22 protein-coding genes, 2 tRNA genes and 2 rRNA genes are annotated in these 26,975 nt (G+C 57.5%); 10 read left to right on the forward strand and 16 right to left on the reverse strand.

Features of this window, described 5'->3' with window-relative positions; all coding sequences use genetic code 11:
• Positions 1–120 precede the first annotated feature (120 nt).
• The 5 genes from AC3IP0_RS25630 to tyrS all read right to left on the reverse strand — a co-directional run bounded on the left by AC3IP0_RS25630 (position 121) and on the right by tyrS (position 6,758).
• Positions 121–3,014: ribosomal RNA gene (locus AC3IP0_RS25630) — 23S ribosomal RNA — on the reverse strand.
• Between the two features lie 248 nt (positions 3,015–3,262).
• A tRNA-Ala gene (locus AC3IP0_RS25635) sits at positions 3,263–3,338 on the reverse strand.
• A 30-nt stretch (positions 3,339–3,368) separates the two neighbouring features.
• Positions 3,369–3,445, reverse strand: a tRNA-Ile gene (locus tag AC3IP0_RS25640).
• Between the two features lie 82 nt (positions 3,446–3,527).
• Positions 3,528–5,064 (reverse strand): 16S ribosomal RNA (locus AC3IP0_RS25645).
• Together the 16S and 23S rRNA genes with 2 tRNA genes alongside form the textbook arrangement of a ribosomal RNA operon.
• A 494-nt stretch (positions 5,065–5,558) precedes the next feature.
• Positions 5,559–6,758 (reverse strand): tyrosine--tRNA ligase, encoded by a 1,200-nt coding sequence (gene tyrS, locus AC3IP0_RS25650; protein ID WP_110662979.1) that lies wholly within the window; start codon positions 6,756–6,758, stop codon positions 5,559–5,561.
• 211 nt (positions 6,759–6,969) lie between these two features.
• Here tyrS and AC3IP0_RS25655 point away from each other — a divergent pair, with 211 nt between their 5' ends.
• Both AC3IP0_RS25655 and AC3IP0_RS25660 read left to right on the forward strand, forming a co-directional pair.
• The gene (locus tag AC3IP0_RS25655) at positions 6,970–8,394 is read left to right on the forward strand and encodes a peptidoglycan DD-metalloendopeptidase family protein (RefSeq protein WP_489317411.1); all 1,425 of its coding nucleotides are present in this window, start codon (positions 6,970–6,972) and stop codon (positions 8,392–8,394) included.
• Positions 8,395–8,397: 3 nt separating this feature from the next.
• Positions 8,398–9,489 carry an anhydro-N-acetylmuramic acid kinase gene (locus tag AC3IP0_RS25660; protein ID WP_489317412.1) on the forward strand — a complete coding sequence of 364 codons (1,092 nt, stop codon included), beginning with the start codon at positions 8,398–8,400 and terminating at the stop codon, positions 9,487–9,489.
• Positions 9,490–9,557: 68 nt separating this feature from the next.
• Here AC3IP0_RS25660 and erpA read toward each other — a convergent pair whose 3' ends face one another.
• Complete coding sequence (gene erpA / locus AC3IP0_RS25665) at positions 9,558–9,908, reverse strand: iron-sulfur cluster insertion protein ErpA (RefSeq protein WP_007906865.1); 351 nt, start codon at positions 9,906–9,908, stop codon at positions 9,558–9,560.
• Positions 9,909–10,074: 166 nt separating this feature from the next.
• Positions 10,075–11,109, reverse strand: a complete 1,035-nt coding sequence (gene argC, locus AC3IP0_RS25670; protein WP_007980174.1) for an N-acetyl-gamma-glutamyl-phosphate reductase — start codon at positions 11,107–11,109, stop codon at positions 10,075–10,077.
• A 135-nt stretch (positions 11,110–11,244) separates the two neighbouring features.
• On the opposite strand from argC, the gene hemJ reads away from it, so the two are divergent.
• The 6 genes from hemJ to coq7 all read left to right on the forward strand — a co-directional run bounded on the left by hemJ (position 11,245) and on the right by coq7 (position 15,800).
• Complete coding sequence (hemJ, locus tag AC3IP0_RS25675) at positions 11,245–11,673, forward strand: protoporphyrinogen oxidase HemJ (protein ID WP_353741670.1); 429 nt, start codon at positions 11,245–11,247, stop codon at positions 11,671–11,673.
• Positions 11,674–11,706: 33 nt separating this feature from the next.
• On the forward strand, positions 11,707–12,675 hold the full coding sequence (locus AC3IP0_RS25680; RefSeq protein WP_489317413.1) for an NAD(P)H-dependent flavin oxidoreductase: 969 nt from the start codon (positions 11,707–11,709) through the stop codon (positions 12,673–12,675).
• 93 nt (positions 12,676–12,768) lie between these two features.
• The gene (locus tag AC3IP0_RS25685) at positions 12,769–13,734 is read left to right on the forward strand and encodes a DUF805 domain-containing protein (RefSeq protein WP_489317414.1); all 966 of its coding nucleotides are present in this window, start codon (positions 12,769–12,771) and stop codon (positions 13,732–13,734) included.
• Between the two features lie 61 nt (positions 13,735–13,795).
• A complete protein-coding gene (locus tag AC3IP0_RS25690; protein ID WP_032829767.1) occupies positions 13,796–14,584 on the forward strand; it encodes an SDR family NAD(P)-dependent oxidoreductase in 789 nt (262 codons plus the stop codon).
• A gap of 80 nt (positions 14,585–14,664) precedes the next feature.
• Positions 14,665–15,003: a histidine triad nucleotide-binding protein gene (locus AC3IP0_RS25695; protein ID WP_007986008.1), complete on the forward strand. Its 339-nt coding sequence runs from the start codon at positions 14,665–14,667 to the stop codon at positions 15,001–15,003.
• 149 nt (positions 15,004–15,152) lie between these two features.
• Complete coding sequence (gene coq7 / locus AC3IP0_RS25700; RefSeq protein WP_008051652.1) at positions 15,153–15,800, forward strand: 2-polyprenyl-3-methyl-6-methoxy-1,4-benzoquinone monooxygenase; 648 nt, start codon at positions 15,153–15,155, stop codon at positions 15,798–15,800.
• 115 nt (positions 15,801–15,915) lie between these two features.
• Here the strand turns inward: coq7 and speD are convergent, their stop codons facing one another.
• Both speD and AC3IP0_RS25710 read right to left on the reverse strand, forming a co-directional pair.
• The gene (gene speD / locus AC3IP0_RS25705; protein ID WP_007986012.1) at positions 15,916–16,707 is read right to left on the reverse strand and encodes an adenosylmethionine decarboxylase; all 792 of its coding nucleotides are present in this window, start codon (positions 16,705–16,707) and stop codon (positions 15,916–15,918) included.
• Between the two features lie 239 nt (positions 16,708–16,946).
• A complete protein-coding gene (locus AC3IP0_RS25710; protein ID WP_007994936.1) occupies positions 16,947–17,369 on the reverse strand; it encodes an OsmC family protein in 423 nt (140 codons plus the stop codon).
• A gap of 228 nt (positions 17,370–17,597) precedes the next feature.
• Here AC3IP0_RS25710 and crp point away from each other — a divergent pair, with 228 nt between their 5' ends.
• Positions 17,598–18,242, forward strand: coding sequence for a cAMP-activated global transcriptional regulator CRP (crp, locus tag AC3IP0_RS25715; RefSeq protein WP_008051651.1), 645 nt, complete (start codon positions 17,598–17,600; stop codon positions 18,240–18,242).
• Between the two features lie 10 nt (positions 18,243–18,252).
• Here the strand turns inward: crp and AC3IP0_RS25720 are convergent, their stop codons facing one another.
• The 4 genes from AC3IP0_RS25720 to AC3IP0_RS25735 form a co-directional block, all read right to left on the reverse strand.
• Entirely contained in the window at positions 18,253–18,954 is a 702-nt protein-coding gene (locus AC3IP0_RS25720) for a lipoate--protein ligase family protein (protein WP_489326173.1), read from the reverse strand.
• Between the two features lie 99 nt (positions 18,955–19,053).
• Positions 19,054–19,890, reverse strand: a complete 837-nt coding sequence (gene trpC / locus AC3IP0_RS25725) for an indole-3-glycerol phosphate synthase TrpC (protein WP_489326175.1) — start codon at positions 19,888–19,890, stop codon at positions 19,054–19,056.
• A complete protein-coding gene (gene trpD / locus AC3IP0_RS25730) occupies positions 19,887–20,936 on the reverse strand; it encodes an anthranilate phosphoribosyltransferase (RefSeq protein ID WP_489317417.1) in 1,050 nt (349 codons plus the stop codon). The genes trpC and trpD overlap by 4 nt, the downstream gene beginning before the upstream one ends.
• A 9-nt stretch (positions 20,937–20,945) precedes the next feature.
• A complete protein-coding gene (locus AC3IP0_RS25735; protein WP_007906885.1) occupies positions 20,946–21,539 on the reverse strand; it encodes an aminodeoxychorismate/anthranilate synthase component II in 594 nt (197 codons plus the stop codon).
• A 408-nt stretch (positions 21,540–21,947) separates the two neighbouring features.
• On the opposite strand from AC3IP0_RS25735, the gene estP reads away from it, so the two are divergent.
• On the forward strand, positions 21,948–23,858 hold the full coding sequence (estP, locus tag AC3IP0_RS25740; protein ID WP_489317418.1) for an esterase EstP: 1,911 nt from the start codon (positions 21,948–21,950) through the stop codon (positions 23,856–23,858).
• A gap of 75 nt (positions 23,859–23,933) precedes the next feature.
• Here estP and trpE read toward each other — a convergent pair whose 3' ends face one another.
• From trpE to rpe, 3 genes are all read right to left on the reverse strand, one after another.
• Positions 23,934–25,415, reverse strand: a complete 1,482-nt coding sequence (gene trpE / locus AC3IP0_RS25745; RefSeq protein ID WP_489317419.1) for an anthranilate synthase component I — start codon at positions 25,413–25,415, stop codon at positions 23,934–23,936.
• 69 nt (positions 25,416–25,484) lie between these two features.
• Entirely contained in the window at positions 25,485–26,303 is an 819-nt protein-coding gene (locus AC3IP0_RS25750; protein WP_489317420.1) for a phosphoglycolate phosphatase, read from the reverse strand.
• Positions 26,300–26,974 (reverse strand): ribulose-phosphate 3-epimerase, encoded by a 675-nt coding sequence (gene rpe / locus AC3IP0_RS25755; RefSeq protein ID WP_150725211.1) that lies wholly within the window; start codon positions 26,972–26,974, stop codon positions 26,300–26,302. The genes AC3IP0_RS25750 and rpe overlap by 4 nt, the downstream gene beginning before the upstream one ends.
• Position 26,975 lies beyond the last annotated feature (1 nt).

Here is a 26,975-nt window from a genome sequence, read left to right on the forward strand (position 1 = left end):
CTCGCTTCAGCAAATTGGGTATGTGACAGCTAGGTGTTTTGTGAGTATCTCGAACTTTCGGTTCGTTTCGTCTTCACACACCGCAATCTGGCTTTTAAGCGCAAATTGCTTGGGTGTTATATGGTCAAGCCTCACGGGCAATTAGTATTGGTTAGCTCAACGCCTCACAGCGCTTACACACCCAACCTATCAACGTCGTAGTCTTCGACGGCCCTTCAGGGGACTCAAGGTCCCAGTGAGATCTCATCTTGAGGCAAGTTTCCCGCTTAGATGCTTTCAGCGGTTATCTTTTCCGAACATAGCTACCCGGCAATGCCACTGGCGTGACAACCGGAACACCAGAGGTTCGTCCACTCCGGTCCTCTCGTACTAGGAGCAGCCCCTCTCAAATCTCAAACGTCCACGGCAGATAGGGACCGAACTGTCTCACGACGTTCTAAACCCAGCTCGCGTACCACTTTAAATGGCGAACAGCCATACCCTTGGGACCGGCTTCAGCCCCAGGATGTGATGAGCCGACATCGAGGTGCCAAACACCGCCGTCGATATGAACTCTTGGGCGGTATCAGCCTGTTATCCCCGGAGTACCTTTTATCCGTTGAGCGATGGCCCTTCCATACAGAACCACCGGATCACTAAGACCTACTTTCGTACCTGCTCGACGTGTCTGTCTCGCAGTCAAGCGCGCTTTTGCCTTTATACTCTACGACCGATTTCCGACCGGTCTGAGCGCACCTTCGTACTCCTCCGTTACTCTTTAGGAGGAGACCGCCCCAGTCAAACTACCCACCATACACTGTCCTCGATCCGGATAACGGACCTGAGTTAGAACCTCAAAGTTGCCAGGGTGGTATTTCAAGGTTGGCTCCACGCGAACTGGCGTCCACGCTTCAAAGCCTCCCACCTATCCTACACAAGCAAATTCAAAGTCCAGTGCAAAGCTATAGTAAAGGTTCACGGGGTCTTTCCGTCTAGCCGCGGATACACTGCATCTTCACAGCGATTTCAATTTCACTGAGTCTCGGGTGGAGACAGCGCCGCCATCGTTACGCCATTCGTGCAGGTCGGAACTTACCCGACAAGGAATTTCGCTACCTTAGGACCGTTATAGTTACGGCCGCCGTTTACCGGGGCTTCGATCAAGAGCTTCGCGTTAGCTAACCCCATCAATTAACCTTCCGGCACCGGGCAGGCGTCACACCCTATACGTCCACTTTCGTGTTTGCAGAGTGCTGTGTTTTTAATAAACAGTCGCAGCGGCCTGGTATCTTCGACCGGCGTGGGCTTACGGAGCAAGTCCTTCACCCTCACCGGCGCACCTTCTCCCGAAGTTACGGTGCCATTTTGCCTAGTTCCTTCACCCGAGTTCTCTCAAGCGCCTTGGTATTCTCTACCCAACCACCTGTGTCGGTTTGGGGTACGGTTCCTGGTTACCTGAAGCTTAGAAGCTTTTCTTGGAAGCATGGCATCAACCACTTCGTGTTCTAAAAGAACACTCGTCATCAGCTCTCGGCCTTGGAATCCCGGATTTACCTAAGATTCCAGCCTACCACCTTAAACTTGGACAACCAACGCCAAGCTGGCCTAGCCTTCTCCGTCCCTCCATCGCAATAACCAGAAGTACAGGAATATTAACCTGTTTTCCATCGACTACGCTTTTCAGCCTCGCCTTAGGGACCGACTAACCCTGCGTCGATTAACGTTGCGCAGGAAACCTTGGTCTTTCGGCGTGGGTGTTTTTCACACCCATTGTCGTTACTCATGTCAGCATTCGCACTTCTGATACCTCCAGCAAGCTTCTCAACTCACCTTCACAGGCTTACAGAACGCTCCTCTACCGCATCACCCGAAGGTGATACCCGTAGCTTCGGTGTATGGTTTGAGCCCCGTTACATCTTCCGCGCAGGCCGACTCGACTAGTGAGCTATTACGCTTTCTTTAAAGGGTGGCTGCTTCTAAGCCAACCTCCTAGCTGTCTAAGCCTTCCCACATCGTTTCCCACTTAACCATAACTTTGGGACCTTAGCTGACGGTCTGGGTTGTTTCCCTTTTCACGACGGACGTTAGCACCCGCCGTGTGTCTCCCATGCTCGGCACTTGTAGGTATTCGGAGTTTGCATCGGTTTGGTAAGTCGGGATGACCCCCTAGCCGAAACAGTGCTCTACCCCCTACAGTGATACATGAGGCGCTACCTAAATAGCTTTCGAGGAGAACCAGCTATCTCCGAGCTTGATTAGCCTTTCACTCCGATCCACAGGTCATCCGCTAACTTTTCAACGGTAGTCGGTTCGGTCCTCCAGTTAGTGTTACCCAACCTTCAACCTGCCCATGGATAGATCGCCCGGTTTCGGGTCTATTCCCAGCGACTAGACGCCCTATTAAGACTCGCTTTCGCTACGCCTCCCCTATTCGGTTAAGCTCGCCACTGAAAATAAGTCGCTGACCCATTATACAAAAGGTACGCAGTCACCCAACAAAGTGGGCTCCCACTGCTTGTACGCATACGGTTTCAGGATCTATTTCACTCCCCTCTCCGGGGTTCTTTTCGCCTTTCCCTCACGGTACTAGTTCACTATCGGTCAGTCAGTAGTATTTAGCCTTGGAGGATGGTCCCCCCATATTCAGACAAAGTTTCTCGTGCTCCGTCCTACTCGATTTCATGACCAAGAGATTTTCGCGTACAGGGCTATCACCCACTATGGCCGCACTTTCCAGAGCGTTCCGCTAATCTCAAAGCCACTTAAGGGCTAGTCCCCGTTCGCTCGCCACTACTAAGGGAATCTCGGTTGATTTCTTTTCCTCAGGGTACTTAGATGTTTCAGTTCCCCTGGTTCGCCTCTTGCACCTATGTATTCAGTACAAGATAACCATCTTATGATGGCTGGGTTCCCCCATTCAGACATCTCCGGATCAAAGTCTGTTTGCCGACTCCCCGAAGCTTTTCGCAGGCTACCACGTCTTTCATCGCCTCTGACTGCCAAGGCATCCACCGTATGCGCTTCTTCACTTGACCATATAACCCCAAGCAATCTGGTTATACTGTGAAGACGACATTCGCCGAAAATTCGATTGAGCTCCTAAGAGCAACTCACAAATTTTACCTTAGCCTGATCCGTTACCAGTGAAAGTAACGTTCAGTCTATCTTTCTATCACATACCCAAATTTTTAAAGAACGAACTAGTCAAAGACTAGAAATCAACATTCACCATCGCACCGATGGAATGCTCATTTCTAAGCTTTATACAATCAGAAGCAGTTAGTGGTGGAGCCAAACGGGATCGAACCGTTGACCTCCTGCGTGCAAGGCAGGCGCTCTCCCAGCTGAGCTATGGCCCCGTATTTCTACAGGCGTTTCCCACACAAAATTGGTGGGTCTGGGCAGATTCGAACTGCCGACCTCACCCTTATCAGGGGTGCGCTCTAACCAACTGAGCTACAGACCCAATTTCGGGCTGCTTCTATATCGTCTTCTTCAATGAATCAAGCAATTCGTGTGGGAACTTATGGAGCAGCTGAGTCGTCGATTAAGGAGGTGATCCAGCCGCAGGTTCCCCTACGGCTACCTTGTTACGACTTCACCCCAGTCATGAATCACACCGTGGTAACCGTCCTCCCGAAGGTTAGACTAGCTACTTCTGGTGCAACCCACTCCCATGGTGTGACGGGCGGTGTGTACAAGGCCCGGGAACGTATTCACCGCGACATTCTGATTCGCGATTACTAGCGATTCCGACTTCACGCAGTCGAGTTGCAGACTGCGATCCGGACTACGATCGGTTTTGTGGGATTAGCTCCACCTCGCGGCTTGGCAACCCTCTGTACCGACCATTGTAGCACGTGTGTAGCCCAGGCCGTAAGGGCCATGATGACTTGACGTCATCCCCACCTTCCTCCGGTTTGTCACCGGCAGTCTCCTTAGAGTGCCCACCATGACGTGCTGGTAACTAAGGACAAGGGTTGCGCTCGTTACGGGACTTAACCCAACATCTCACGACACGAGCTGACGACAGCCATGCAGCACCTGTCTCAATGTTCCCGAAGGCACCAATCCATCTCTGGAAAGTTCATTGGATGTCAAGGCCTGGTAAGGTTCTTCGCGTTGCTTCGAATTAAACCACATGCTCCACCGCTTGTGCGGGCCCCCGTCAATTCATTTGAGTTTTAACCTTGCGGCCGTACTCCCCAGGCGGTCAACTTAATGCGTTAGCTGCGCCACTAAGAGCTCAAGGCTCCCAACGGCTAGTTGACATCGTTTACGGCGTGGACTACCAGGGTATCTAATCCTGTTTGCTCCCCACGCTTTCGCACCTCAGTGTCAGTATCAGTCCAGGTGGTCGCCTTCGCCACTGGTGTTCCTTCCTATATCTACGCATTTCACCGCTACACAGGAAATTCCACCACCCTCTACCATACTCTAGCTTGTCAGTTTTGAATGCAGTTCCCAGGTTGAGCCCGGGGCTTTCACATCCAACTTAACAAACCACCTACGCGCGCTTTACGCCCAGTAATTCCGATTAACGCTTGCACCCTCTGTATTACCGCGGCTGCTGGCACAGAGTTAGCCGGTGCTTATTCTGTCGGTAACGTCAAAACACTAACGTATTAGGTTAATGCCCTTCCTCCCAACTTAAAGTGCTTTACAATCCGAAGACCTTCTTCACACACGCGGCATGGCTGGATCAGGCTTTCGCCCATTGTCCAATATTCCCCACTGCTGCCTCCCGTAGGAGTCTGGACCGTGTCTCAGTTCCAGTGTGACTGATCATCCTCTCAGACCAGTTACGGATCGTCGCCTTGGTGAGCCATTACCTCACCAACTAGCTAATCCGACCTAGGCTCATCTGATAGCGCAAGGCCCGAAGGTCCCCTGCTTTCTCCCGTAGGACGTATGCGGTATTAGCGTTCCTTTCGAAACGTTGTCCCCCACTACCAGGCAGATTCCTAGGCATTACTCACCCGTCCGCCGCTGAATTCAGGAGCAAGCTCCTGTCATCCGCTCGACTTGCATGTGTTAGGCCTGCCGCCAGCGTTCAATCTGAGCCATGATCAAACTCTTCAGTTCAAACATCTTTGGGTTTTGAGAAAACCCTAAACTTGGCTCAGCAATCGTTGGTTACATCTTTGATTTCTCGCGGAGTAACTTGTGATGCTGATAATCTGTTGACTAGCAGTCTGACTCCACAAGCACCCACACGAATTGCTTGATTCAGTTGTTAAAGAGCGGTTGGTTAAGATCTTTCGTCTCAACCGAGGCGCGCATTCTACAGCAGCCTCATTTGCTGTCAAGTGATTATTTTCAGAAGTTTTCAAAGTTTCCTTTGTAACTTCAACCACTTGCGCTTCAGATCTCTCGTCAGCGGGAGGCGAATTCTACAGCGTTACACGCTGCTGTCAACACCTCTTTTTCAACTCCCTTTCGGCTTCGATGAACTGAAGCGACCTGCTGCCGAAACCTGCGTAACTCTTTGTTTACCAAGGAGTTTTCCGTTTCGACTGCGCCGGAAGTGGGGCGAATTATAGGCTTCTAAAATTCGCCGTCAACCCCTTATCTCAGCTTTATTCGGATTTGAGCGTAATACGCGCAAATGCCTTCTTGCCGGCCTGGCAAACATGGGTCGCACCCAGTGCATATATAAAGGTGCGATCGACAACCTCACCATCTATACGCACACCACCGGAACCCAGGAGATCTCGCGCAACAGCCGAGTTCTTGACCAAGCCAGCCTTATTAAGGACAGCAGCGATCGGCATATCTTCGGCAGCAGTCAATTCGATTTCCGGCAGATCATCCGGCAGCTCGCCATCCTTCATACGGTTACCGGCGGCACGGTGAGCATTGGCAGCAGCCTCCTCACCATGGAAGCGCGCAACGATCTCTTCAGCCAGCTTGATCTTGATGTCGCGCGGATTGGCACCCGCCTCTACATCAGCACGGAACGCATTGATCTCATCCATGGAGCGGAAGCTGAGCAACTCGAAGTAACGCCACATCAGCGCATCCGGAATGGAAACCAGCTTGCTGTACATCACACCCGGCGCTTCCTGGATACCGACGTAGTTGCCCAAGGACTTGGACATCTTCTTCACGCCATCCAGGCCTTCAAGCAGCGGCATGGTCAAAATGCACTGAGCTTCCTGACCATAACCACGCTGCAGCTCACGCCCCATCAGCAAGTTGAACTTCTGATCGGTACCGCCGAGCTCGACGTCTGCGCGCAAAGCTACCGAGTCATAACCCTGAACCAGCGGATAAAGGAACTCATGGATGGCGATTGGCTGATTGGTGGTGTAGCGCTTGTCGAAGTCATCGCGCTCGAGCATGCGAGCCACGGTGTACTGCGAAGTCAGGCGAATGAAGTCGGCCGGCCCCATCTGATCCATCCAGGTGGAGTTGAATGCCACTTCGGTTTTTGCCGGATCGAGAATCTTGAACACCTGAGTCTTGTAGGTCTCGGCATTCTCGAGGACCTGCTCGCGAGTGAGCGGTGGGCGCGTGGCACTCTTGCCGCTCGGATCACCGATCATCCCGGTGAAGTCACCTATAAGGAAGATCACCTGATGCCCCAGCTCCTGGAACTGGCGCAGCTTATTAATAAGCACGGTGTGACCCAAGTGCAGATCCGGAGCCGTTGGATCGAAGCCCGCCTTAATACGTAGCGGCTGGCCACGCTTGAGCTTTTCAATCAGCTCGGACTCGACCAACAGTTCTTCCGCACCACGTTTGATCAGCGCTAGCTGCTCTTCAACCGACTTCATAACAGACCCGCAAGGCTCAGATTCAAAGGGAACCAACCATACAAGATCGCGCGTCAAATACAAGGTTTGCCCGGCGCACGGACGCCAATCCGCAGACAGAGCGCCTGCGGACTTGCTTCAGAGATGATTTGGTTATATTTTATACAGTTATTTCATCTTCATCATGTCATTCATCTTTTCCAATTCATCTTTTTCAAAGTCAAAACCACTTATGACCACAGAATCGTCTAAAGCGCCGCCGCTTTACCCGAAGACCCACTTGCTTGCCGCAAGTGGCATCGCCGCCCTTCTCAGCCTGGCGCTCCTGGTATTCCCTTCCAGCGATGTCGAAGCCAAAAAGACAACCCTGAGTCTTGAACTGGAAAGTCCTGCTGAACAACTGACACAAGATCAAGACGCTGCTGACGCCGTTCAAGCCACAAATGAACCAGCAACCTCCCCCTTCGCGCAGATCGACAACAGCGCCGAAGACACTCAGGAAACCGCTCAAGCCGAACCTGCACCGGTGCCGGTCGTCGAAGAAAAGAAGTCGGCAAGCCACAGGGAAGTGATCGTCACCAAGGGTGACACCCTCTCGACACTGTTCGAGAAGGTCGGCCTCCCGGCCACCTCAGTGCATGACGTGCTGGCCAGCGACAAGCAGGCCAAGCAGTTCAGCCAGCTCAAACATGGGCAAAAACTCGAGTTCGAACTGAGCCCTGACGGCCAGCTGACCAACCTGCACAGCAAGCTCAACGACCTCGAAAGCATCAGCCTGACCAAGAACGACAAGGGCTACACCTTCAACCGTATTACCGCGAAACCGACCGTGCGCTCTGCCTATGTACACGGCGTGATCAACAGCTCGCTGTCGCAGTCCGCAGCCCGGGCCGGCCTGTCTCACAGCCTGACCATGGACATGGCCAGTGTGTTTGGCTACGACGTGGACTTCGCCCAGGATATTCGCCAGGGCGACGAGTTCGACGTGATCTACGAGCAAAAGGTGGTCAACGGCAAGGCCGTCGGCACTGGCCCGATCCTGTCGGCGCGCTTCACCAACCGCGGCAAGACTTACACTGCCGTGCGTTACACCAACAAACAAGGCAACAGCAGCTACTACACCGCTGACGGCAACAGCATGCGCAAGGCGTTCATCCGCACACCGGTGGACTTCGCCCGCATCAGCTCGAAATTTTCCATGGGCCGCAAACACCCGATCCTGAACAAGATCCGCGCCCACAAAGGCGTCGACTACGCAGCACCGCGCGGCACGCCGATCAAGGCTGCGGGTGATGGCAAGGTCTTGCTGGCCGGCCGCCGTGGTGGCTACGGCAATACCGTGGTCCTCCAGCACGGCAATACCTACACCACGCTCTACGGCCACATGCAAGGCTTCGCCAAAGGCGTGAAGACTGGCGGCACGGTGAAACAAGGCCAGGTGATTGGCTATATCGGCACCACCGGTCTCTCCACCGGCCCGCACTTGCACTACGAATTCCAGGTCAATGGCGTGCACGTCGATCCGCTGGGCCAGAAAGTAGCGATGGCCGATCCGATCTCCAAAGGTGAACGCGCACGCTTCCTCGCGCAGAGCCAACCGCTGATGGCGCGCATGGATCAGGAAAAATCCACCCAGCTAGCTTCGGCCAAGCGCTAAGCCATGGCGCTCTATATAGGCGTGATGTCCGGGACCAGCCTTGATGGCCTGGATATCGCGCTGATCGAGCAAGCCCCGGCGATCAAGCTGATCGCCACCCATTACATCCCGATGCCCGATACCCTGCGCGCCGAGCTGCTCGGCTTGTGCGCCAGCGGCCCGGACGAAATTGCCCGCTCCGCCATCGCCCAGCAGAACTGGGTGAAGCTGGCAGCCCAAGGGATTCATGCCCTCCTCGCTCAGCAGCAACTGAAGCCTGACGACATTCGTGCAATTGGCAGCCATGGCCAGACCATCCGCCACGAACCAGCACGCGGCTTCACAGTGCAGATTGGCAACCCGGCCCTGCTGACCGAGCTGACCGGCATCACCGTGGTCAGCGATTTCCGCAGCCGCGACGTCGCTGCCGGCGGACAAGGAGCACCACTGGTTCCCGCCTTTCACGAAGCCTTGTTTGAAGAGCGGGCCGGCAATCGCGCAGTGCTGAACGTTGGCGGCTTCAGCAATCTCAGCCTTATCGAGCCCGGCAGACCGGTCGCCGGTTTCGACTGTGGCCCGGGCAATGTGCTGCTGGACGCCTGGATTCACCAGCAACGCGGCGACCACTTTGACCGTGACGGTCAATGGGCTGCCAGCGGCAATATAGAACCGCTCCTGTTGAATGCACTGCTCAGTGATCCGTTCTTTGTGACCAAAGGCCCGAAGAGTACCGGCCGGGAAGTGTTCAACCTGCCATGGCTGACACAGCATCTGGCACAACTGCCAGCCTTCGCCGCCGAAGATGTTCAGGCAACGCTGCTTGAGCTGACCGCGCTGACCATCATCGAATCACTGCAAAGCGCCCAGGCGGACACGCAGGAGCTGCTGGTCTGCGGCGGCGGCGCCCACAACACTGCCTTGATGAACCGCCTGGCCAGCCTGCTGCCAAACGCCAGCGTCAGCAGCACCGCTACCTACGGTGTAGACCCCGACTGGGTCGAAGCCATGGCCTTCGCGTGGCTGGCTCATTGCTGTCTCGAAGGCATCGCAGCCAACCGTCCGAGCGTCACCGGTGCCCGCGGCTTGCGCGTACTCGGCGCCATCTACCCCGCATAAACCCTGCACACAGCAAAACGCCGCAAAGCCCTGAGGCCGTGCGGCGTTCTGTGAAACAGATGCGCTGATCAGATCGAGAACGAAGAACCGCAGCCACAAGTGGTGGTCGCATTCGGGTTCTTGATGACGAAACGCGAACCTTCCAGACCTTCCTGGTAGTCCACCTCGGCACCTGCCAGGTACTGGAAGCTCATCGGATCGACAACCAGACTCACACCTTCGCGCTCGACGATGGTGTCGTCATCGGCCACTTCTTCATCGAAGGTAAAGCCGTACTGAAAACCTGAACAACCGCCGCCCGTAACGAATACGCGCAGCTTCAAGCGATCATTCCCCTCTTCATCGACCAGGCTCTTCACCTTGTGCGCGGCACCGTGGGTGAATTGCAAAGCCGTGGGGGTGAAGGATTCGACGCTCATGCTGACTATCTCCCGGCGTTACGCCGTCATATTGCGTGATGACGCGCATTATCCGCTTCTCCTAGAAAAGCGGTCAACTATTGTTATGGTATATCAACCAATCCAATCGCCGGCCCGGAATGCAAAAAGGCCCGTCAGACGGGCCTTTTGCTGTACGCGATAAAGCTTACGGCAGCATGCCGGCGTGGGACAGGCCCAGACGCTCATCCAGCCCGAACAGAATGTTCATGTTCTGCACCGCCTGACCCGAAGCGCCTTTGACCAGGTTGTCGATCACCGACAGCACAACCACCAGATCGCCATCCTGTGGGCGATGCACGGCAATACGGCAGACGTTGGCACCCCGTACGCTACGAGTCTCCGGATGGCTGCCGGCCGGCATCACATCGACGAACGGCTCGTTGGCATAACGCTTTTCAAACAGCGCCTGCAGGTCCACCGAGCGATCAACAACGGTTGCGTAGAGCGTGGAATGAATGCCACGAATCATCGGCGTCAGGTGCGGAACGAAGGTCAGGCCGACGTCCTTGCCTGCTGCGCGACGCAGCCCTTGGCGAATCTCTGGCAGGTGACGGTGACCTTTGACCGCATAGGCCTTCATGCTTTCCGACGTCTCGGAGTACAACGAGCCTACGGAAGCACCACGACCGGCACCGCTGACGCCGGACTTGCAGTCAGCAATCAAATGCGCGGCATCGGCCAAGCCTGCTTCGAGCAATGGCAGGAAACCCAATTGCGTTGCAGTTGGGTAGCAGCCCGGCACGGCAATCAGGCGCGCTTTCTTGATCTGCTCGCGATTGACTTCCGGCAAGCCGTAGACCGCCTCGTCCAGTAACTCCGGTGCACCGTGCGGCTGGCCGTACCACTTGGCCCATTCATCCGCGTCTTGCAGACGGAAGTCGGCCGACAGGTCGATGACCTTGGTCCCGGCCGCCAGCAGTTCGCCCGCCAAGGCATGGGCAACACCGTGCGGTGTGGCGAAGAACACCACATCGCAGGCACCCAGGGTCTTGATGTCCGGAACGCTGAACGCCAGGCCGTCGTAATGGCCTCGCAGGTTCGGGTACATGTCGGCTACGGCCAGGCCAGCCTCGGATCGGGAAGTGATGACAACCACCTCAGCTTGCGGATGTTGCGCCAACAGACGCAGCAGTTCGACACCGGTGTAACCCGTGCCGCCGACGATACCGACCTTGACCATAAACCTGCCCTCAACGAACCCACTGGAAAGCCGTCGATAATAGGGGCCGCGCGCCCCTGCGACAACCGTCAAGGTGACGTGCGGACGCTCAAGCCTCTACTATTCCCACTACCGTGAATTGGGGAATAACAAAAAATGCTCTATCTGTGGCTAAAAGCTTTTCACATCATCAGCGTCGTTTGCTGGTTTGCCGGCCTGTTCTACCTGCCACGACTGTTCGTTTATCACGCACAAAGTGAAGACACGATCAGCAAGGAACGCTTCAGCGTCATGGAGCGCAAGCTGTACCGGGGCATCATGGGCCCGGCGATGATCGCCACGCTGATCTTCGGCGGCTGGCTCATCTACCTCAATCCAGGCATCTTCAGCCAGGGTGGCTGGATACACGCCAAACTGACCCTGGTCGTGCTGCTGATCGGCTACCACCACATGTGCGGCGCCCAGGTAAAACGTTTTGCCCGTGGCGAGAACACCCGCAGCCATGTCTTTTATCGCTGGTTCAATGAAGTGCCGGTTCTGATATTGCTGGCTATCGTAATTCTGGTCGTCGTTCGGCCGTTCTAAATCCACCAGGCACAACTTACCGGGGTACTTCCAATGTCGCTGCCCGCTCTGCTCGAACAACGTTTGCGTCTACCCGTGGTGGCGGCGCCGATGTTCCTGATATCCAATCCGCAATTGGTACTCGCCTGTTGTCGCCAGGGCGTGGTCGGCAGCTTCCCGGCGCTGAACCAGCGCGAAAGCAGCGGTTTCAAGGCCTGGCTGGAAGAAATCGAAGCCGGGCTGGCGACAATGGAAAACCCCGCGCCTTATGCCGTAAACCTGATCGTCCATAACAGCAATCCTCGTTTACAGGCGGATCTTGAGATCTGCGTCGAACACAAAGTGCCGATCGTGATCACCAGCCTCGGTGCCGTGAAAGAACTGGTCGACGCGGTGCACAGCTACGGCGGCCTGGTGTTCCATGATGTGACGACTCGTCGCCATGCCGAGAAAGCGGCCGAAGCCGGCGTGGATGGCTTGATCGCCGTGGCTGCCGGCGCCGGTGGGCACGCCGGGACCTGGAGCCCGTTTTCGCTGATTGCCGAAATCCGCCAGTTCTTCGACAAAACCTTGTTGCTGGCCGGTTGCTTGAACCACGGCCACGAAATTCTTGCCGCTCAATTGCTCGGCGCGGATTTGGCCTACTTTGGCACACGATTTATCGGCACGACCGAAAGTCACGCGCCCGACGCCTACAAAGAAATGCTGCTGACATCCAAAGCGGCAGACATCATCCATACTCCAGCCGTGTCAGGTGTCCCCGCGAGCTTCATGCGTAAGAGCCTGGAGGCCGCCGGTTTCGACATGGCTGCCTTGCAAGGCAAGGGCGAGATCAACTTCGGTTCCAAGCTCAAACCCGTGAGCGATGAGGCCAAAGCCTGGAAAACCGTTTGGTCTGCAGGCCAGGGGGTGGGAGAAATCGAGGACTTGCCGAGTGTCGAGCAGTTGATTGCTCGTCTCGACGCGGAGTACCGCCAAGCCCTGGAGCATGCCGCCCGGTTGCCAAAACGCTGGCCGCGCTGACAGCAAATCTTGGCCAGTCTTGCCCGGCTGGTCTTACACTCACCTGGGCACAAGCTTCTTCTTTCAACCTCTCGCGACAAGGATGCTTCGCACATGGGCGAAAATCATTTCAAAATCGTATTCGAGGGCGCCTTGCTGCCCGGTGTCGATATCACCACGGCAAAGCTCAATCTCGCCGATTTGTTCAAAAGCGATGTCACGGCCATTGAGCGCTTGTTCACCGGGCGTCCGGTAGCGCTGAAACGCAACCTGTCGCAAGCCGATGCCCAGACCTATCTCCAGGCGCTGAGCAAAACCGGTATCGACGCCCGTATCGAAGCCGAAACGCCGATCGAACTGAACCTCGCCGACGTTCATGACCATGCGCCGGCCAGCAGCCAGGCGTCTTTTGCAGATCCGCAGTCCCCTTACGCGCCGCCTCGCGCGCCCGTCGGCGAAGCCGTGGCGGAATTCGCCACGCTCAAGCCCTTCAGTTTCGATGGCCGTATCGGCCGCTTGCGTTACCTCGCCTGGACGCTGGTGCTGTCAACTGTGCTCCTGGCCGTTTGCGGGGTGTTTGCCTTGGTCGCCCTGGCTCTCATCGGCGCGGATTCGTCCGCCGGCCTGATATTGGGCAGCTTGCTGGCCTTGATCCTGTTCGTCGGGTTTGTATTCGTCAGCATCCAGATCACTGTTCAACGCTTGCACGATGTCGGCTGGTCCGGCTGGCTGTGGCTGCTGAACCTGGTGCCGTTCGTTGGCAGCTTCTTTCCGTTCGTGATCATGGTCGTACCGGGCAACGACACCGCCAACCGCTACGGCCCACCGCCTCCGCCGAACAGTACCGCGGTCAAGGTACTGTCTTCGCTGTGGCTGATCGTTATCGCGCTGGTTCTGTTCGGCTCGCTGGCCGGTGGTCTCACGGCGATACGGGAAGGATACGAAAACGCCGCCCAGAGCAGCTACGAAAGCAGTTCGGTCACCACCGATGAAATCGAAGTCGAGGTCGAACCGGTGCCAAATTCCGCCGACGATGCAGCCGAAGAGGCCCAGCCCCCTGTAGACTCTGCGAAAGAATGAACAGCGCTCCTGGCCCGTGACACCTGCGTCGCGGCGCGGAGCTGTTGCGATGGAGAACTGCATGACCCGTTACGCTCTGATCACTGGCGCCTCCAGCGGCATCGGCCTGGCAATGGCCGAAGCGCTGGCCCGGCGCGGCCGCAGCCTGATTCTGGTGGCCCGACAACGTGATCAGCTGGAAAGTATTGCGATTGAACTGACCCAGAGGTTCGGCGTTGAGGTGTTGTTCCGTGCCTGTGACCTGGGTGAACCGCTGCGCCTCTCCGGGTTCCTGCTGGAGCTGGAAGAAGGCGACCGGCAGATCGATCTGCTGGTCAACTGCGCCGGTATCGGTACATGCGGCCCGTTTCTGGCCCAGGACTGGATGACCGAGCAAGACCTGATCGAAGTGAACATCCTCGCCCTCACCCGCCTGTGCCATGCCATCGGCAACAGCATGGCCCTGCAAGGCGGCGGGCAGATTCTGAATGTGGCCTCGGTGGCGGCGTTTCAACCCGGCCCGTGGATGAGCACCTATTACGCCAGCAAGGCGTATGTGCTGCACTTTTCCGAAGGATTGCGCGTCGAGCTGAAAAAATGTGCGATCAAGGTTTCGGTGCTCTGCCCCGGGCCGACCCGAACGGCGTTTTTCCGTACCGCGCAACTCGACAGCGAAAAACTGACCAACAGCAAACTGCTGATGAGCCCCGAGGAAGTGGCGCTCTACACCGTGCGCGCACTGGAAAAGAATAAAGCGATCATCATTCCCGGGCGGCGCAACCGCTGGTTCGCCTTCCTGCCGCGGCTGGGCTCGCGGTGGCTGACTCGCACAATCGCCGGTATGGTCAACAAGGCTTACTGCCCGCGCTGATCCAACTCAAGGTAAAAAGCTGGGCGCTGGCATACGCCATGAGTACACTCAGCCCAGCCCAAACAACGGAGAAAACAGCTGTGGATACTCTGTTCACCAAGATCATCAACCGGGAAATCCCGGCGAAGATCATTTACGAGGACGACCAGGTACTGGCCTTCCACGACATTGCCCCACAGGCACCGGTACATTTCCTGGTAGTCCCGAAGAAACCGGTTCGCACCCTGAACGACCTGACCGAGGACGACAAGGCATTGGCCGGGCACATTCTGTTCACCGCCCAGCGCCTGGCACTGGAACTGGGCTGCGAAAAAGGTTTCCGCGTCGTCATGAACTGCAATGAAGAAGGCGGACAAACCGTCTACCACATTCATATGCATGTGCTGGGTCAGCGCCAGATGCACTGGCCGCCGGGCTGATTGCGCCAAACCCTGTGGAAGCGGCGCACTGCCGCTTCCACAAAAGGCATCACAACACTGTCACAGCCTCTGTATCACAATGACCCAGCGCAAACCTTCCCCGGCCGATTGGGTTAAACTGGCCGCCGAAATTCCCCCCGGAGGTCAGCATGACTACCCAACGTCACTACTCGCCGATTGACCGCCTTCTGCTGCAAGCCGATGCCGCGATGCGCACCCTGCTGCCCTTCAGCGGCCAGCCGTACCGCCCGTCGCCCGCCATCGTGCAGCCGGATGCGAAAATGAGCGACGAAGACACGCGCCACGTTGCCGGCCTGATGCGCATCAACCATACCGGCGAAGTCTGCGCCCAGGCGCTGTACCAGGGACAGGCGCTGACCGCCAAACTGCCGCAAGTGCGTGCTGCGATGGAGCATGCCGCCGAAGAAGAAATCGATCACCTGGTCTGGTGCGAACAACGTATCCATCAACTGGGTAGCCACACCAGCATCCTCAATCCGCTGTTCTATGGCATGTCGTTCGGGATTGGCGCAGTGGCCGGCCTGATTAGCGACAAAGTCAGCCTCGGTTTCGTTGCGGCGACGGAAGACCAGGTGTGCAAACACCTGAACGAACATCTGGAGCAATTGCCGGCCGAGGATGAAAAATCCCGGGCGATTCTTGAGCAGATGCGCATCGATGAAGAACAGCATGCCGAAAGTGCGCTGGATGCTGGCGGGTTCCGCTTTCCGGCACCGGTGAAGTTCGGGATGAGTCTGATGGCCAAGGTGATGACCAAGAGTACTTATCGGATCTGACGGTTGCGTTGTCGGTCCGGGCCTCTTCGCGAGCAGGCTCGCTCCCACAGGTTTTGCAGCGGACATGAAAAAGGCGACTGCCGTGAGGGAGTCGCCTTTTTTGTGTTCGAAAATCTTACGCCATATTGCGCGCGTAGAAGATTTCGAGCATTTCGTGTTTCACCCGCTCGGTCACCTGGGCGCGTTGCTCAGAGGACAGGTTGCTGGTGGCGTCGCCGAACAGGTAGTTATCCAGTTCGAAGTTCTTCAGCAGCATCTTGGTGTGGAACAGGTTTTCCTGGTACACGTTCACGTCGGTCATCTGGTACGCGTCGTAAGTGTCGTCGGAGAGGTAGTTCTGGATCGAATTGATCTCGTGGTCGATGAAGTGCTTTTTGCCTTCAACGTCACGGGTGAAGCCGCGCACACGGTAGTCCACGGTCACGATGTCCGAATCGAACTGGTGAATCAGGAAGTTGAGCGCTTTAAGCGGTGAAATAACCCCGCAAGTCGACACGTCGATGTCCACACGGAAGGTTGCAATGCCGCTGACCGGATGGATTTCCGGATAGGTGTGCACCGTGATGTGGCTCTTGTCGAGGTGGGCCAGAATGATTTCGGGCAGCGGGCCTGGGGACTCTTCGATCTGACTGTCGGTCGGGGTTACCGGCTCTTCCGAGATCAGGATCGTGACGCTGGCGCCCTGCGGCTCATAGTCCTGACTGGCAATGTTCAGGATGTTGGCACCAATGATATCGACAACTTCCGTGAGGATCTGCGTCAGGCGTTTCGCGTTGTACTCTTTATTGATGTACTCGACGTAAGCCTGCTGGTCTTGCGGGGTTTCCGCGTAGCAGATGTCATAGATGTTGAAGCTCAAGGTCTTTGTCAGGTTATTGAACCCGTGGAGCTTGAGTTTGCTTTTCACCGTTAAAAACTCTCTATGTGTTTGCGGCCCGGCCGCGTGATCAAGCATGCCCGTCAAATGCGAACAACGCACCTGCGTAGGACGGTTAACACCTCTTCGCGATGGCGATTTTGGTTGTCTGTTCGGGTGCGAGGCCTGTCGGCTGACGGACCACTACCCTGAAAAAAGTGGCGCATTATGCAGACGTCAGCTTGTGTTCGCCAGAGTCTGCACTGCTTTTATGATAGTTGAATGTCGATTCAACCAAGCTCGATGATCTCGTAGTCGTGGGTAATTGCCACGCCGGCCGCGCCGAGCATGATCGAGGCCGAGCAATACTTCTCGGCAGACAGTTCGATGGCGCGTTTGACCTGGGCTTCTTTCAGCCCGCGGCCCTTGACCACGAAATGCATGTGGATCCTGGTGAACACCTTTGGATCTTCGGTCGCACGCTCGGCTTCGAGGAAGGCTTCACAGCTTTCGACCGCCTGACGGGACTTCTTGAGGATGCTGACCACATCGAAATTGCTGCAACCGCCGACACCCAGCAGCAGCATTTCCATCGGCCGGACACCCAGGTTACGCCCGCCGGCATCGGGCGGACCGTCCATGACCACGACATGACCGCTACCGGATTCGCCGAGGAACATGGCTTCGCCAGCCCATTGGATGCGTGCCTTCATCGCCAAGACTCCACTGTATAAAAAAGGGTCGCCAGCTTAGCACAGGCCCCGTGATTGACAGCGCCCGGCGTCCTGGGACATATCCCACTGCCTTGTAGGTAAATGCTCGAATATTGCAGGAAGTGTCTGTTAAGCTGACGCCAATTCTATGGCGCATAGCCAGCTTTACTCCAGCGTTCACTATTTATAAAAACCAAACATACCGTGCAGTTTTTTCGGGATACAACCATGGTTGCTATTGCCCCCAACTCCAAGATCAAGAACCTCGACAAGCTGTTGATGCATTGCCAGCGCCGCCGTTATCAGGCCAAGAGCAACATCATTTGTGCCGGCGACCGCTCGGAAACGCTGTTCTTCATCATCAAAGGCTCGGTCACCATCCTGATCGAAGATGACGACGGCCGGGAAATGATCATTTCCTACCTGAACGCCGGGGACTTTTTCGGCGAGTTGGGACTGTTTGAGCAAGCCGGCCTGGAGCAGGAGCGCAGCGCCTGGGTGCGGGCCAAGGTTGAATGCGAAGTCGCGGAAATCAGCTACGCGAAATTCCGCGAATTGTCCCTGCAGGATCCGGACATTCTTTACGTCCTCAGCGGACAAATCGCACAGCGCCTGCGCAACACCACGCGCAAGGTCGGTGACCTGGCATTCTTTGATGTAACCGGTCGAGTCGCCCGCTGCCTGCTGGAGCTGTGCAAACAGCCAGACGCCATGACGCACCCCGATGGCATGCAAATCAAGGTGACCCGTCAGGAAATCGGGCGGATTGTCGGTTGTTCGCGGGAGATGGTCGGCCGCGTGCTCAAGGATCTGGAAGAGCGCAACCTGGTGGACGTCAAAGGCAAGACCATGGTGGTCTTCGGTACGAGATAAGCTCGAAAACCTAGCCGTTGAACATCTGCACCAGCACCAACCGGTAGAGATAGTCGAGGCGCGCCAGGGCATCGTGCGCCGTGAACTTCTCATGCAGCGCGATGTGGCTTTCGGAGCGTACGCGTTGCTCCAGCCCGCAGGCCTCGTTGAAACGATTGACCGCGGCTACCATTGACTCTCGCTCGTTATCGATCAGCATCGCTCCGTGCACCAGTCCTACCGGGCGCTGCCCACCCTGGCTCTGGCGCCAGCGCTGGGCGGTACCGACCATCTTGCGACCATCGAGGTTGACGTTGAAGCGACCGTCACAGAAAGCGCCTTCAATTTCACCCAGGGACGAAGTACCACCCAACTCATCCAGCAGCTGACAAATTGGATCGCACAAACGGTGGTAACCGGTTTCGATGCGATTCAAATCCCCTTCGCTACGCGGCGGCGCATAAACCAGTGCGATGTTGATCGTTGAGGCCGATTGCGGCACCGGCTCGCCACCGGTTTCACGCAACAGCACCGGCCAACCTGCCGCCGCCGACACTGCACATGCAGCTTCGAAACCCGGCAAGCGATTCAAACGGCGCGGCATGACCAGCGCCCGATCGCTCGGCTGCCAGAACAGCAGGCCGAACTCCGCGTCGCCAGCACATACCGAGGCCAACAGGTCCTGCTCGGCTTGCAGACCGGCTTCGATGGTGAGGGAGGTTGGCAGCGACATGGAAGGCTCCGACAGACCAGAGGTCTTCAGGGGAATTGCGGGCATCTTCGCGGGCAAGCCCGCTCCCACAGTGGAAGCGGATTGCCTGTGAAGATGTATTCAGTCGAGGGTCGAGCCGCTGACGGGAATGCCGCGCTCAGGGAAGAACAGACGCTGCAACTCGGTACCTGGGCTTTCGGCGCGCATGAACGCCTCGCCGACCAGGAATGCGTAGACGTCGCTGATTTCCATCAGTTCAACATCGGCGCGGTTGAGAATGCCGCTCTCGGTGATGACCAGACGATCGCGCGGAATACGCGGCAACAGGTCGAGGGTGGTTTCCAGGCTGACATCGAAGGTGTGCAGATTGCGGTTGTTCACGCCAACCAGCGGGGTGTCGAGGGTTTTCAAGGCCCGCTCCAGTTCGTCGCCGTCGTGGACTTCCACCAGCACATCGAGGTTGACGCTTTTGGCCACGGCTGCCAGTTCGGCCATTTTCACGTCATCCAGCGCGGAAACGATCAACAGCACGCAATCGGCACCCAGGGCCCGGGCTTCGACGATCTGGTATGGATCGATCATGAAGTCCTTGCGGATCACCGGCAGCTTGCAGGCCGCACGGGCCTGCTGCAGGTAGGCGTCAGCGCCCTGGAAATAATCGATATCGGTGAGTACCGACAGGCAGGTCGCGCCGCCCTTCTCGTAGCTTCTGGCGATGTCGGCGGGAACGAAGTTCTCGCGGATCACGCCTTTGCTCGGCGAGGCTTTCTTGATTTCTGCAATCACAGCCGGCTGCTTCAGCTTGGCCTGAGCCAGCAAGGCCTTGGCAAAACCACGGGGTGCATCGGCCGCCTTGGCCAGGTTTTCCAGCTCGGCGAGGCTGACGCGAGCGCTACGCTCGGCGACTTCCTCGACCTTGCGCGCCAGAATCTTTTCCAAAACCGTCGGTACACTCATCCCTCATTCTCCACTTTGAATACCGCGGTAAACGCACCCAGCTCCTCGAGCTTTTCCCGAGCGAGGCCGGTGTGCAGCGCATCGTGCGCAAGTGCAACTCCCTCTTTCAAACTGCTGGCATGATCGGCCGCGTACAGCGCGGCACCGGCATTGAGCACGATCATCTCGGCCGCTTTCTGACCGTTTTCGGTCTTGCGCTTGCCCAAGGCATCGCGAATCAGTTCAAGAGAAGCCGCCGGGCTATCCACCGCCAGGCCATGCAGACTCTGGCTCTTCATGCCCAGGTCTTCCGGCTCGACCCAATACTCGGTGATCTGGTCGTTTTTCAGCTCTGCCACGAAGGTCGGTGCTGCCAGGCTGAACTCATCCAGGCCATCCTTCGAATGCACCACCAGCACATGCTTGCTGCCCAGACGCTGCAACACTTCCGCCAGCGGCCGGCACAAGGCCTGGGTAAATACGCCTACCACCTGATGCTTCACACCGGCCGGATTCGTAAGCGGGCCGAGCATGTTGAACAAAGTACGCAGACCCAGATCCCGACGCGGGCCGGCTGCGTATTTCATCGCGCTATGGTGAGTCTGGGCAAACATGAAACCAATACCAACGTTGTCAATGCAGCGCGCCACTTGCACCGGCGTCAGGTTCAGGTAGATACCGGCCGCCTCCAGCAGGTCGGCACTGCCGCTCTTGCCCGAGACTGCACGGTTGCCGTGCTTGGCCACGGTGCAGCCCGCAGCGGCAACCACGAACGAAGCAGCGGTCGACACGTTGAAGATATTGGCGCCGTCACCGCCGGTGCCCACCACATCGACCACACCGTCGAGGGTCTTGAGTTCGACTTTGTCCGCCAGTTCGCGCATCACCGACACCGCACCGACGATTTCGTCGATGCTTTCACTCTTCATGCGCATGGCCATCATGAACGCGCCAATCTGCGCATCCGAGCATTGCCCGGTCATGATCTCGCGCATGACATCGCGCATTTCATCGGTGCTGAGGTCGAGGTGATCGACGATACGGCTCAGGGCTGTCTTGATGTTCATGAAAAGTCCTTAGCGCGTGCCGCCGGTTTGTTTGAGGAAGTTGGCAAATAGTTCGTGGCCCTGTTCGGTGAGGATCGACTCAGGGTGGAACTGCACGCCTTCGATGTTCAGAGTCTTGTGACGCAGGCCCATGATCTCGTCGACCGAGCCGTCTTCGAGCTGGGTCCAGGCGGTCAGCTCCAGGCAATCGGGCAGGGTTTCGCGCTTGACGATCAATGAATGATAGCGGGTGACCGTCAGCGGACGATTCAGGCCTTCGAATACACCCTTGTCCTCGTGAAATACCGGGCTAGTCTTACCGTGCATCACTTGACGGGCGCGCACCACATCACCGCCAAAGGCCTGGCCGATGGACTGGTGGCCGAGGCAGACGCCAAGAATCGGCAGTTTGCCGGCGAAATGCTTGATCGCTTCAATCGAGATGCCGGCTTCGGTCGGGGTGCAAGGACCGGGGGACACAACGATGCGCTCAGGGTTGAGGGCTTCGATTTCAGCGATGGTCAGTTCATCGTTGCGCACGACCTTGACCTGGGAGCCGAGCTCGCCCAGGTACTGCACAACGTTATAGGTAAAGGAGTCGTAGTTATCGATCATCAGCAACATGGCGTTTAGAACCTCTTGAACTCACTGACTTTAAAGATGGCCTTCGAATGATTTACCCGCAGGGTGCTGCGCTTTGTCAGGTGCCGGTGTAGCGCCAGCAAAGCGGCATTTCAAACAGGTAAAGAAGGCAAAGCGGTACAGGTCCGGCGAGGCCGGCAAAAGAATTCAGGCGCGCCAACGCCAGCGGGCGTGTGCCTTGATGACTTGATCCAGGAGTTTACTGATGATCAACACGGGGAAGGTCTCGTTCGTACGTCCCGGCACAGTAACTTAGCTGGGCAGAGCGCGCAATATCGCCGGGGGTGCTGCCCGTGAAACTATCAAAGGCTTCGCGACAGATGGCAAAAGGCCGGAAGTTTTTGGTACTGTCGTTTCGTTAACTAAAACAATAAATAAACGGACTTGCTCATGATCAAACAGTCGTTGTTTGTACCGCTCGCAGGATGCTTGCTCGCGATCGCATGCGCCCAGGCGAACGCCGCACCCAATCCTTATACAAATTTCGTTGTCTTCGGGGACAGCCTCAACGATGCAGGGACCTTTGCCGACACGGGCGGACCTGCCGGGGCAACACAGCGCTTCACCAACCGGACGGGGCCGGTGTACCTGGATGGCAGCGGCGAAGTCCGCTCGCTCAACTCCACACAGATTCTGGGTGGGAAACTGGGGTTTTCAGCGGATCAGACGGCATCCTCTGCTTCAGCAGTTCGCGCCAACGAAGGCCTGCCTGATGGTAACAACTGGGCTGTAGGCGGCTACCGTACCGACCAGATTCTTGATTCGATTACCAGCATCTCCGCCACCGGTGAACGCACCCGGGCCGGCTATCTTCCATCCAATAACTTCCGTGCCGACCCGAACGCACTGTATTACCTGTCGGGTGGCGGTAACGACTTCCTGCAAGGACGCGTCACCAGCCTGCCACAGGCCAGTGCCGCCGCCGACCGCCTGGCCGACAGCGTGCAGACGCTGCAAACCGCCGGCGCCAGATACGTCATGGTCTGGTTGCTGCCCGATATCGGCTTTACCCCGGCGTTCAACGGCACCCCGCTGCAAGCGTTCACATCCCAACTCAGCGCCCAGTTCAACACTGAACTGGTAAGCCGACTGCAAAACATCAATGCCGAAGTCATCCCGCTCAACATTCCGGTACTGCTCAAAGAGACGTTCGCCAACCCGGCACAGTTTGGCCTGGCCACCGACCAGAACCTCATCACCACCTGCTTCAGCGGCAACGGTTGTACCGAGAACGCCCGCTACGGCATCAACAGCGCCACGCCGGACCCGACCAGGCTGATCTACAACGACTCGGTGCACCCCACCGAAGCCGGGCAGCGCCTGATTGCCGATTACGCGTATTCCCTGCTGGCGGCGCCGTGGGAGCTGACCCTGCTGCCGGAAATGGCCCAGGGCACCGTGCGTGCGCATCAGGATGAATTGCGCAACCAGTGGCTGGCCGATTGGGAAAACTGGCAAGGCGTCGGCCAATGGCGAGCCATTGTTTCCGGCGGCGGACAGCATCAGGACTTTGACGGCCAGGACAGCGTGGCAAGCGCCGACGGTAACGGAGCCAACCTGAACATTGGTGGCAGCTATCGTCTCGACGATGCCTGGCGTGTTGGTCTGGTGGCCGGTTTCTACAACCAGAAACTCGAAGCCGGCAACAACGACTCCGACTACAAGCTCAACACTTACCTGGGCACGGCATTCGCCCAGTACCAGCAAAACCGTGTGTGGGCTGACGCGGCGTTGACGGCCGGGCATCTGGATTACGACAGCCTCAAGCGTAAATTCCAGTTGGGCGTCAACGAACGCGGCGAAAAAGGCGATACCAGCGGTTACGTCGAAGCCTTCAGCGCACGCGTGGGTTACGACATTGCGCAACAAGCCAGCAGCCCTTGGCACCTGTCGCCGTTTGTCAGCGCCGACTTCTCCAAGGTACAAGTCGATGGTTACTCGGAGGACGGCAACAATTCCACGGCGCTGACCTTCGCCGATCAGGAGCGTATTTCCCGGCGCCTGGGTGCTGGCCTGCAGGGCAAATACCAGATCACCCCGCAAACCCAGGTGTTCGGCGAAGCGGCAATCGAGCGTGAGTACAACGACGATACCCAGGACGTGGACATCAACCTCAACAGCCTGCCAAACAACCAGTTCACGCTGGAAGGCTACACCCCGCAAAGTCACTTGCAACGTGTGAACCTTGGGGTAAGCCACAACCTCACCCGGGACCTGGCACTGCGCGCCAGCTACAACATCCGCAAGGACGACGACTTCACCCAACAGGGCATCAACGTAGGTGTTGCGCTGGACTTCTGATGTGCAGCCAATAAAAAACGCGGCGCCCTCACAGGCGCCGCGTTTTTTTATGGTGGTGAGGTCTTTGTGGTGAACTCAGCTTTCCGGGGTCTGTTCAGCCAGGGCAACGGCGCGGAACATCGCGCGGCGCTTGTTCAGGGTTTCCTCCCATTCCAGCGCCGGCACCGAGTCGGCGACGATGCCGCCACCGGCCTGCACATGCAGTTCGCCGTTCTTGATCACCGCCGTGCGGATCGCAATGGCGGTGTCCATGTTGCCGTTCCAGGCGAAGTAACCGACCGCACCGCCGTAGACGCCACGCTTGACCGGCTCCAGTTCGTCGATGATTTCCATCGCGCGAATCTTCGGCGCACCGGACAAGGTGCCCGCCGGCAGAATCGCCCGCAGTGCGTCCATTGCCGTCAGCCCTGCTTTCAGTTGCCCGGTGACGTTGGACACGATGTGCATCACGTTGGAGTAACGCTCGATCACCATTTTCTCGGTGAGCTTCACCGAACCGATTTCCGATACGCGACCGGTGTCGTTGCGACCGAGGTCGATCAGCATCAAGTGTTCGGCGATTTCCTTGTCGTCCGACAGCAGGTCTTTTTCCAGCGCCAGGTCGGCCTCTTCGTTGGCGCCCCGCGGACGGGTGCCGGCAATCGGGCGCACGGTGATCAGGTTGTCTTCGACCCGCACCAGCACTTCCGGCGAACTGCCGACGACGTGGAAGTCGCCGAAGTTGAAGAAGTACATGTAAGGCGTCGGGTTGAAGCAGCGAAGCGCACGGTACAGATCGATGGGTGCTGCCTTGAAGTCGATCGACATGCGCTGGGACGGCACGACCTGCATGCAGTCACCGGCCAGGATGTATTCCTTGATGGTGTCGACGGCTTTTTCGTAATCGCTCTGGGTAAAGCTGGAGCGGAACACCGGGTCAGCCGATTGTTGCTTGCTGAAGTCCAGGCCACGGCGTGGGGTGATCGGCTGACGGAGTTTTTCCAGCAACTCTTCCAGACGCGCGCGACCTTGTTCGAAGGCGTCTTCCTGCGCCGGGTCGGCCAGGACGATGGCGTGCATCTTGCCGGCCAGGTTATCGAACACCACCACCGCATCGGACACCATCAACAGAATGTCCGGTACGCCCAGCGGGTCCGGGTTCGGGCATTTGCCCAAGCGCTTTTCCACATAACGCACGCAGTCATAACCGAAGTAACCCACCAGGCCGCCATTGAAGCGCGGCAGGCCGGCAATGGTCGGCACGTTGTAGCGCGCCTTGAAGGCTTCGACGAAGGCCAGTGGGTCTTCCACGTCGTGGCTTTCGGTCTCGACGCCGTCGACGGTCACGCTGACGTGATGATCGTGAACCCGCATCACGGTACGGCACGGCAGGCCGATGATCGAGTAACGGCCCCACTTCTCGCCGCCCTGTACGGACTCCAGCAAGTAGGAATTGGGCTCGTCGGCCAACTTCAGGTAGATCGACAGCGGCGTGTCGAAGTCGGCCAGGGTTTCGCAGGCAAGCGGGATGCGGTTGTAGCCGGCAGCGGCCAAGCGCAGGAATTCTTCGCGGATCATGAGGTGCCTCGTGGCTTGAGGGTCGAACAGTCAGGTATGCAAACGCGCCGGAAACCGGCCAGGATCAAGTCAGGCGCGCCAACGCCAGCGGGCCAGGGCCTTGATGACTTTCATCCAGAGTTTGCGAGTGACCACCACGATGGCGTTTCCAGAAGGGGGTTTGACAGCGTCGGCCAACGTTATCTCAGCGGCCGGATCCAGGCAACCGGGAATTAGTTTGCGCAGGTCGTCGATCACCATTGCCGGCGATTCTTCGGCAATTGGGCGACCGTGGTTATAGCCGTAGCTCAGGGCCACGCACTTGACCCCCGCCGCTTTCGCCGCCAGCACATCGCTGCGCGAATCGCCGACAAACAACGACTGCGAAGCCGGAATGTTGGCCATTTTCATCACGAAAAACAGCGCGGCCGGATCGGGCTTTTTCTGTGGCAGGGTGTCACCGCCGATGATCCAGCGGAAATAACGGCCGATTTTCATCTGATCCAGCAGCGGCGCGACGAAACGTTCCGGCTTGTTGGTGATCAGCGCCATCTCGACGCCCTGCTTTTGCAGCCATTTGAGGGTGTCGCGCACGCCGGGGTAAACCACGGTCAACTCATGGCTCTCGCCATAAGCCTGCATGAAATACTCCAGCGCCCGTTCGGCCTCGTGGTTATCGACCGCCGAATGATCGATAGCGCCAGCCAGCGCACGACGCACCAATACCGGCGCGCCGTTGCCGACCCATTCGCGTACCGCTTCCAGACCGACGGGCTTACGACCGAGTTTGAGCAGCATCTTGTCCACAGCCACTGCCAGGTCCGGGACCGAGTCGATCAATGTACCGTCCAGATCGAACATCACCAGCCGCGGCAGTTGCCCCGGGAATAGCTGCTCAAAACCACTCATGGGCGAGCCAGCGCCAGTTCGGAACGCATCTTGTCGATGACTTCCTGATAGTTCGGCGCATTGAAAATGGCCGAGCCGGCGACGAAGGTATCAGCCCCGGCCGCGGCGATTTCACGAATATTGTTCACGTTCACGCCGCCGTCGATTTCCAGGCGAATGTCACGGCCCGACGCATCGATCAGCGCCCGCACTTCACGCAGCTTGTCGAGGGTGCCGGGGATGAACTTCTGCCCGCCGAAGCCCGGGTTGACGCTCATCAACAGGATCATGTCGACCTTGTCCATGACGTGCTTGAGCACATCCAGCGGGGTCGCCGGGTTGAACACCAGGCCCGACTTGCAGCCGCCTTCGCGGATCAATTGCAGGGAGCGGTCGATGTGCTGCGTGGCTTCCGGGTGGAAGGTGATGTAAGTAGCGCCGGCTTCGATGAAGTCGCCGACGATGCGGTCCACCGGGCTGACCATCAGGTGCGCGTCGATCGGCGCGGTCACGCCGTACTTGCGCAGCGCCGCGCAGACCATCGGGCCGATGGTCAGGTTGGGCACGTAGTGATTGTCCATGACATCGAAGTGCACGAAGTCGGCGCCAGCGGCCAGGACGTTGTCCACTTCTTCACCCAGGCGGGCGAAGTCGGCGGAGAGAATCGACGGAGCAATTACGAAGGGCTGCATG

This window comes from Pseudomonas sp. GL_103 (assembly GCF_057835175.1).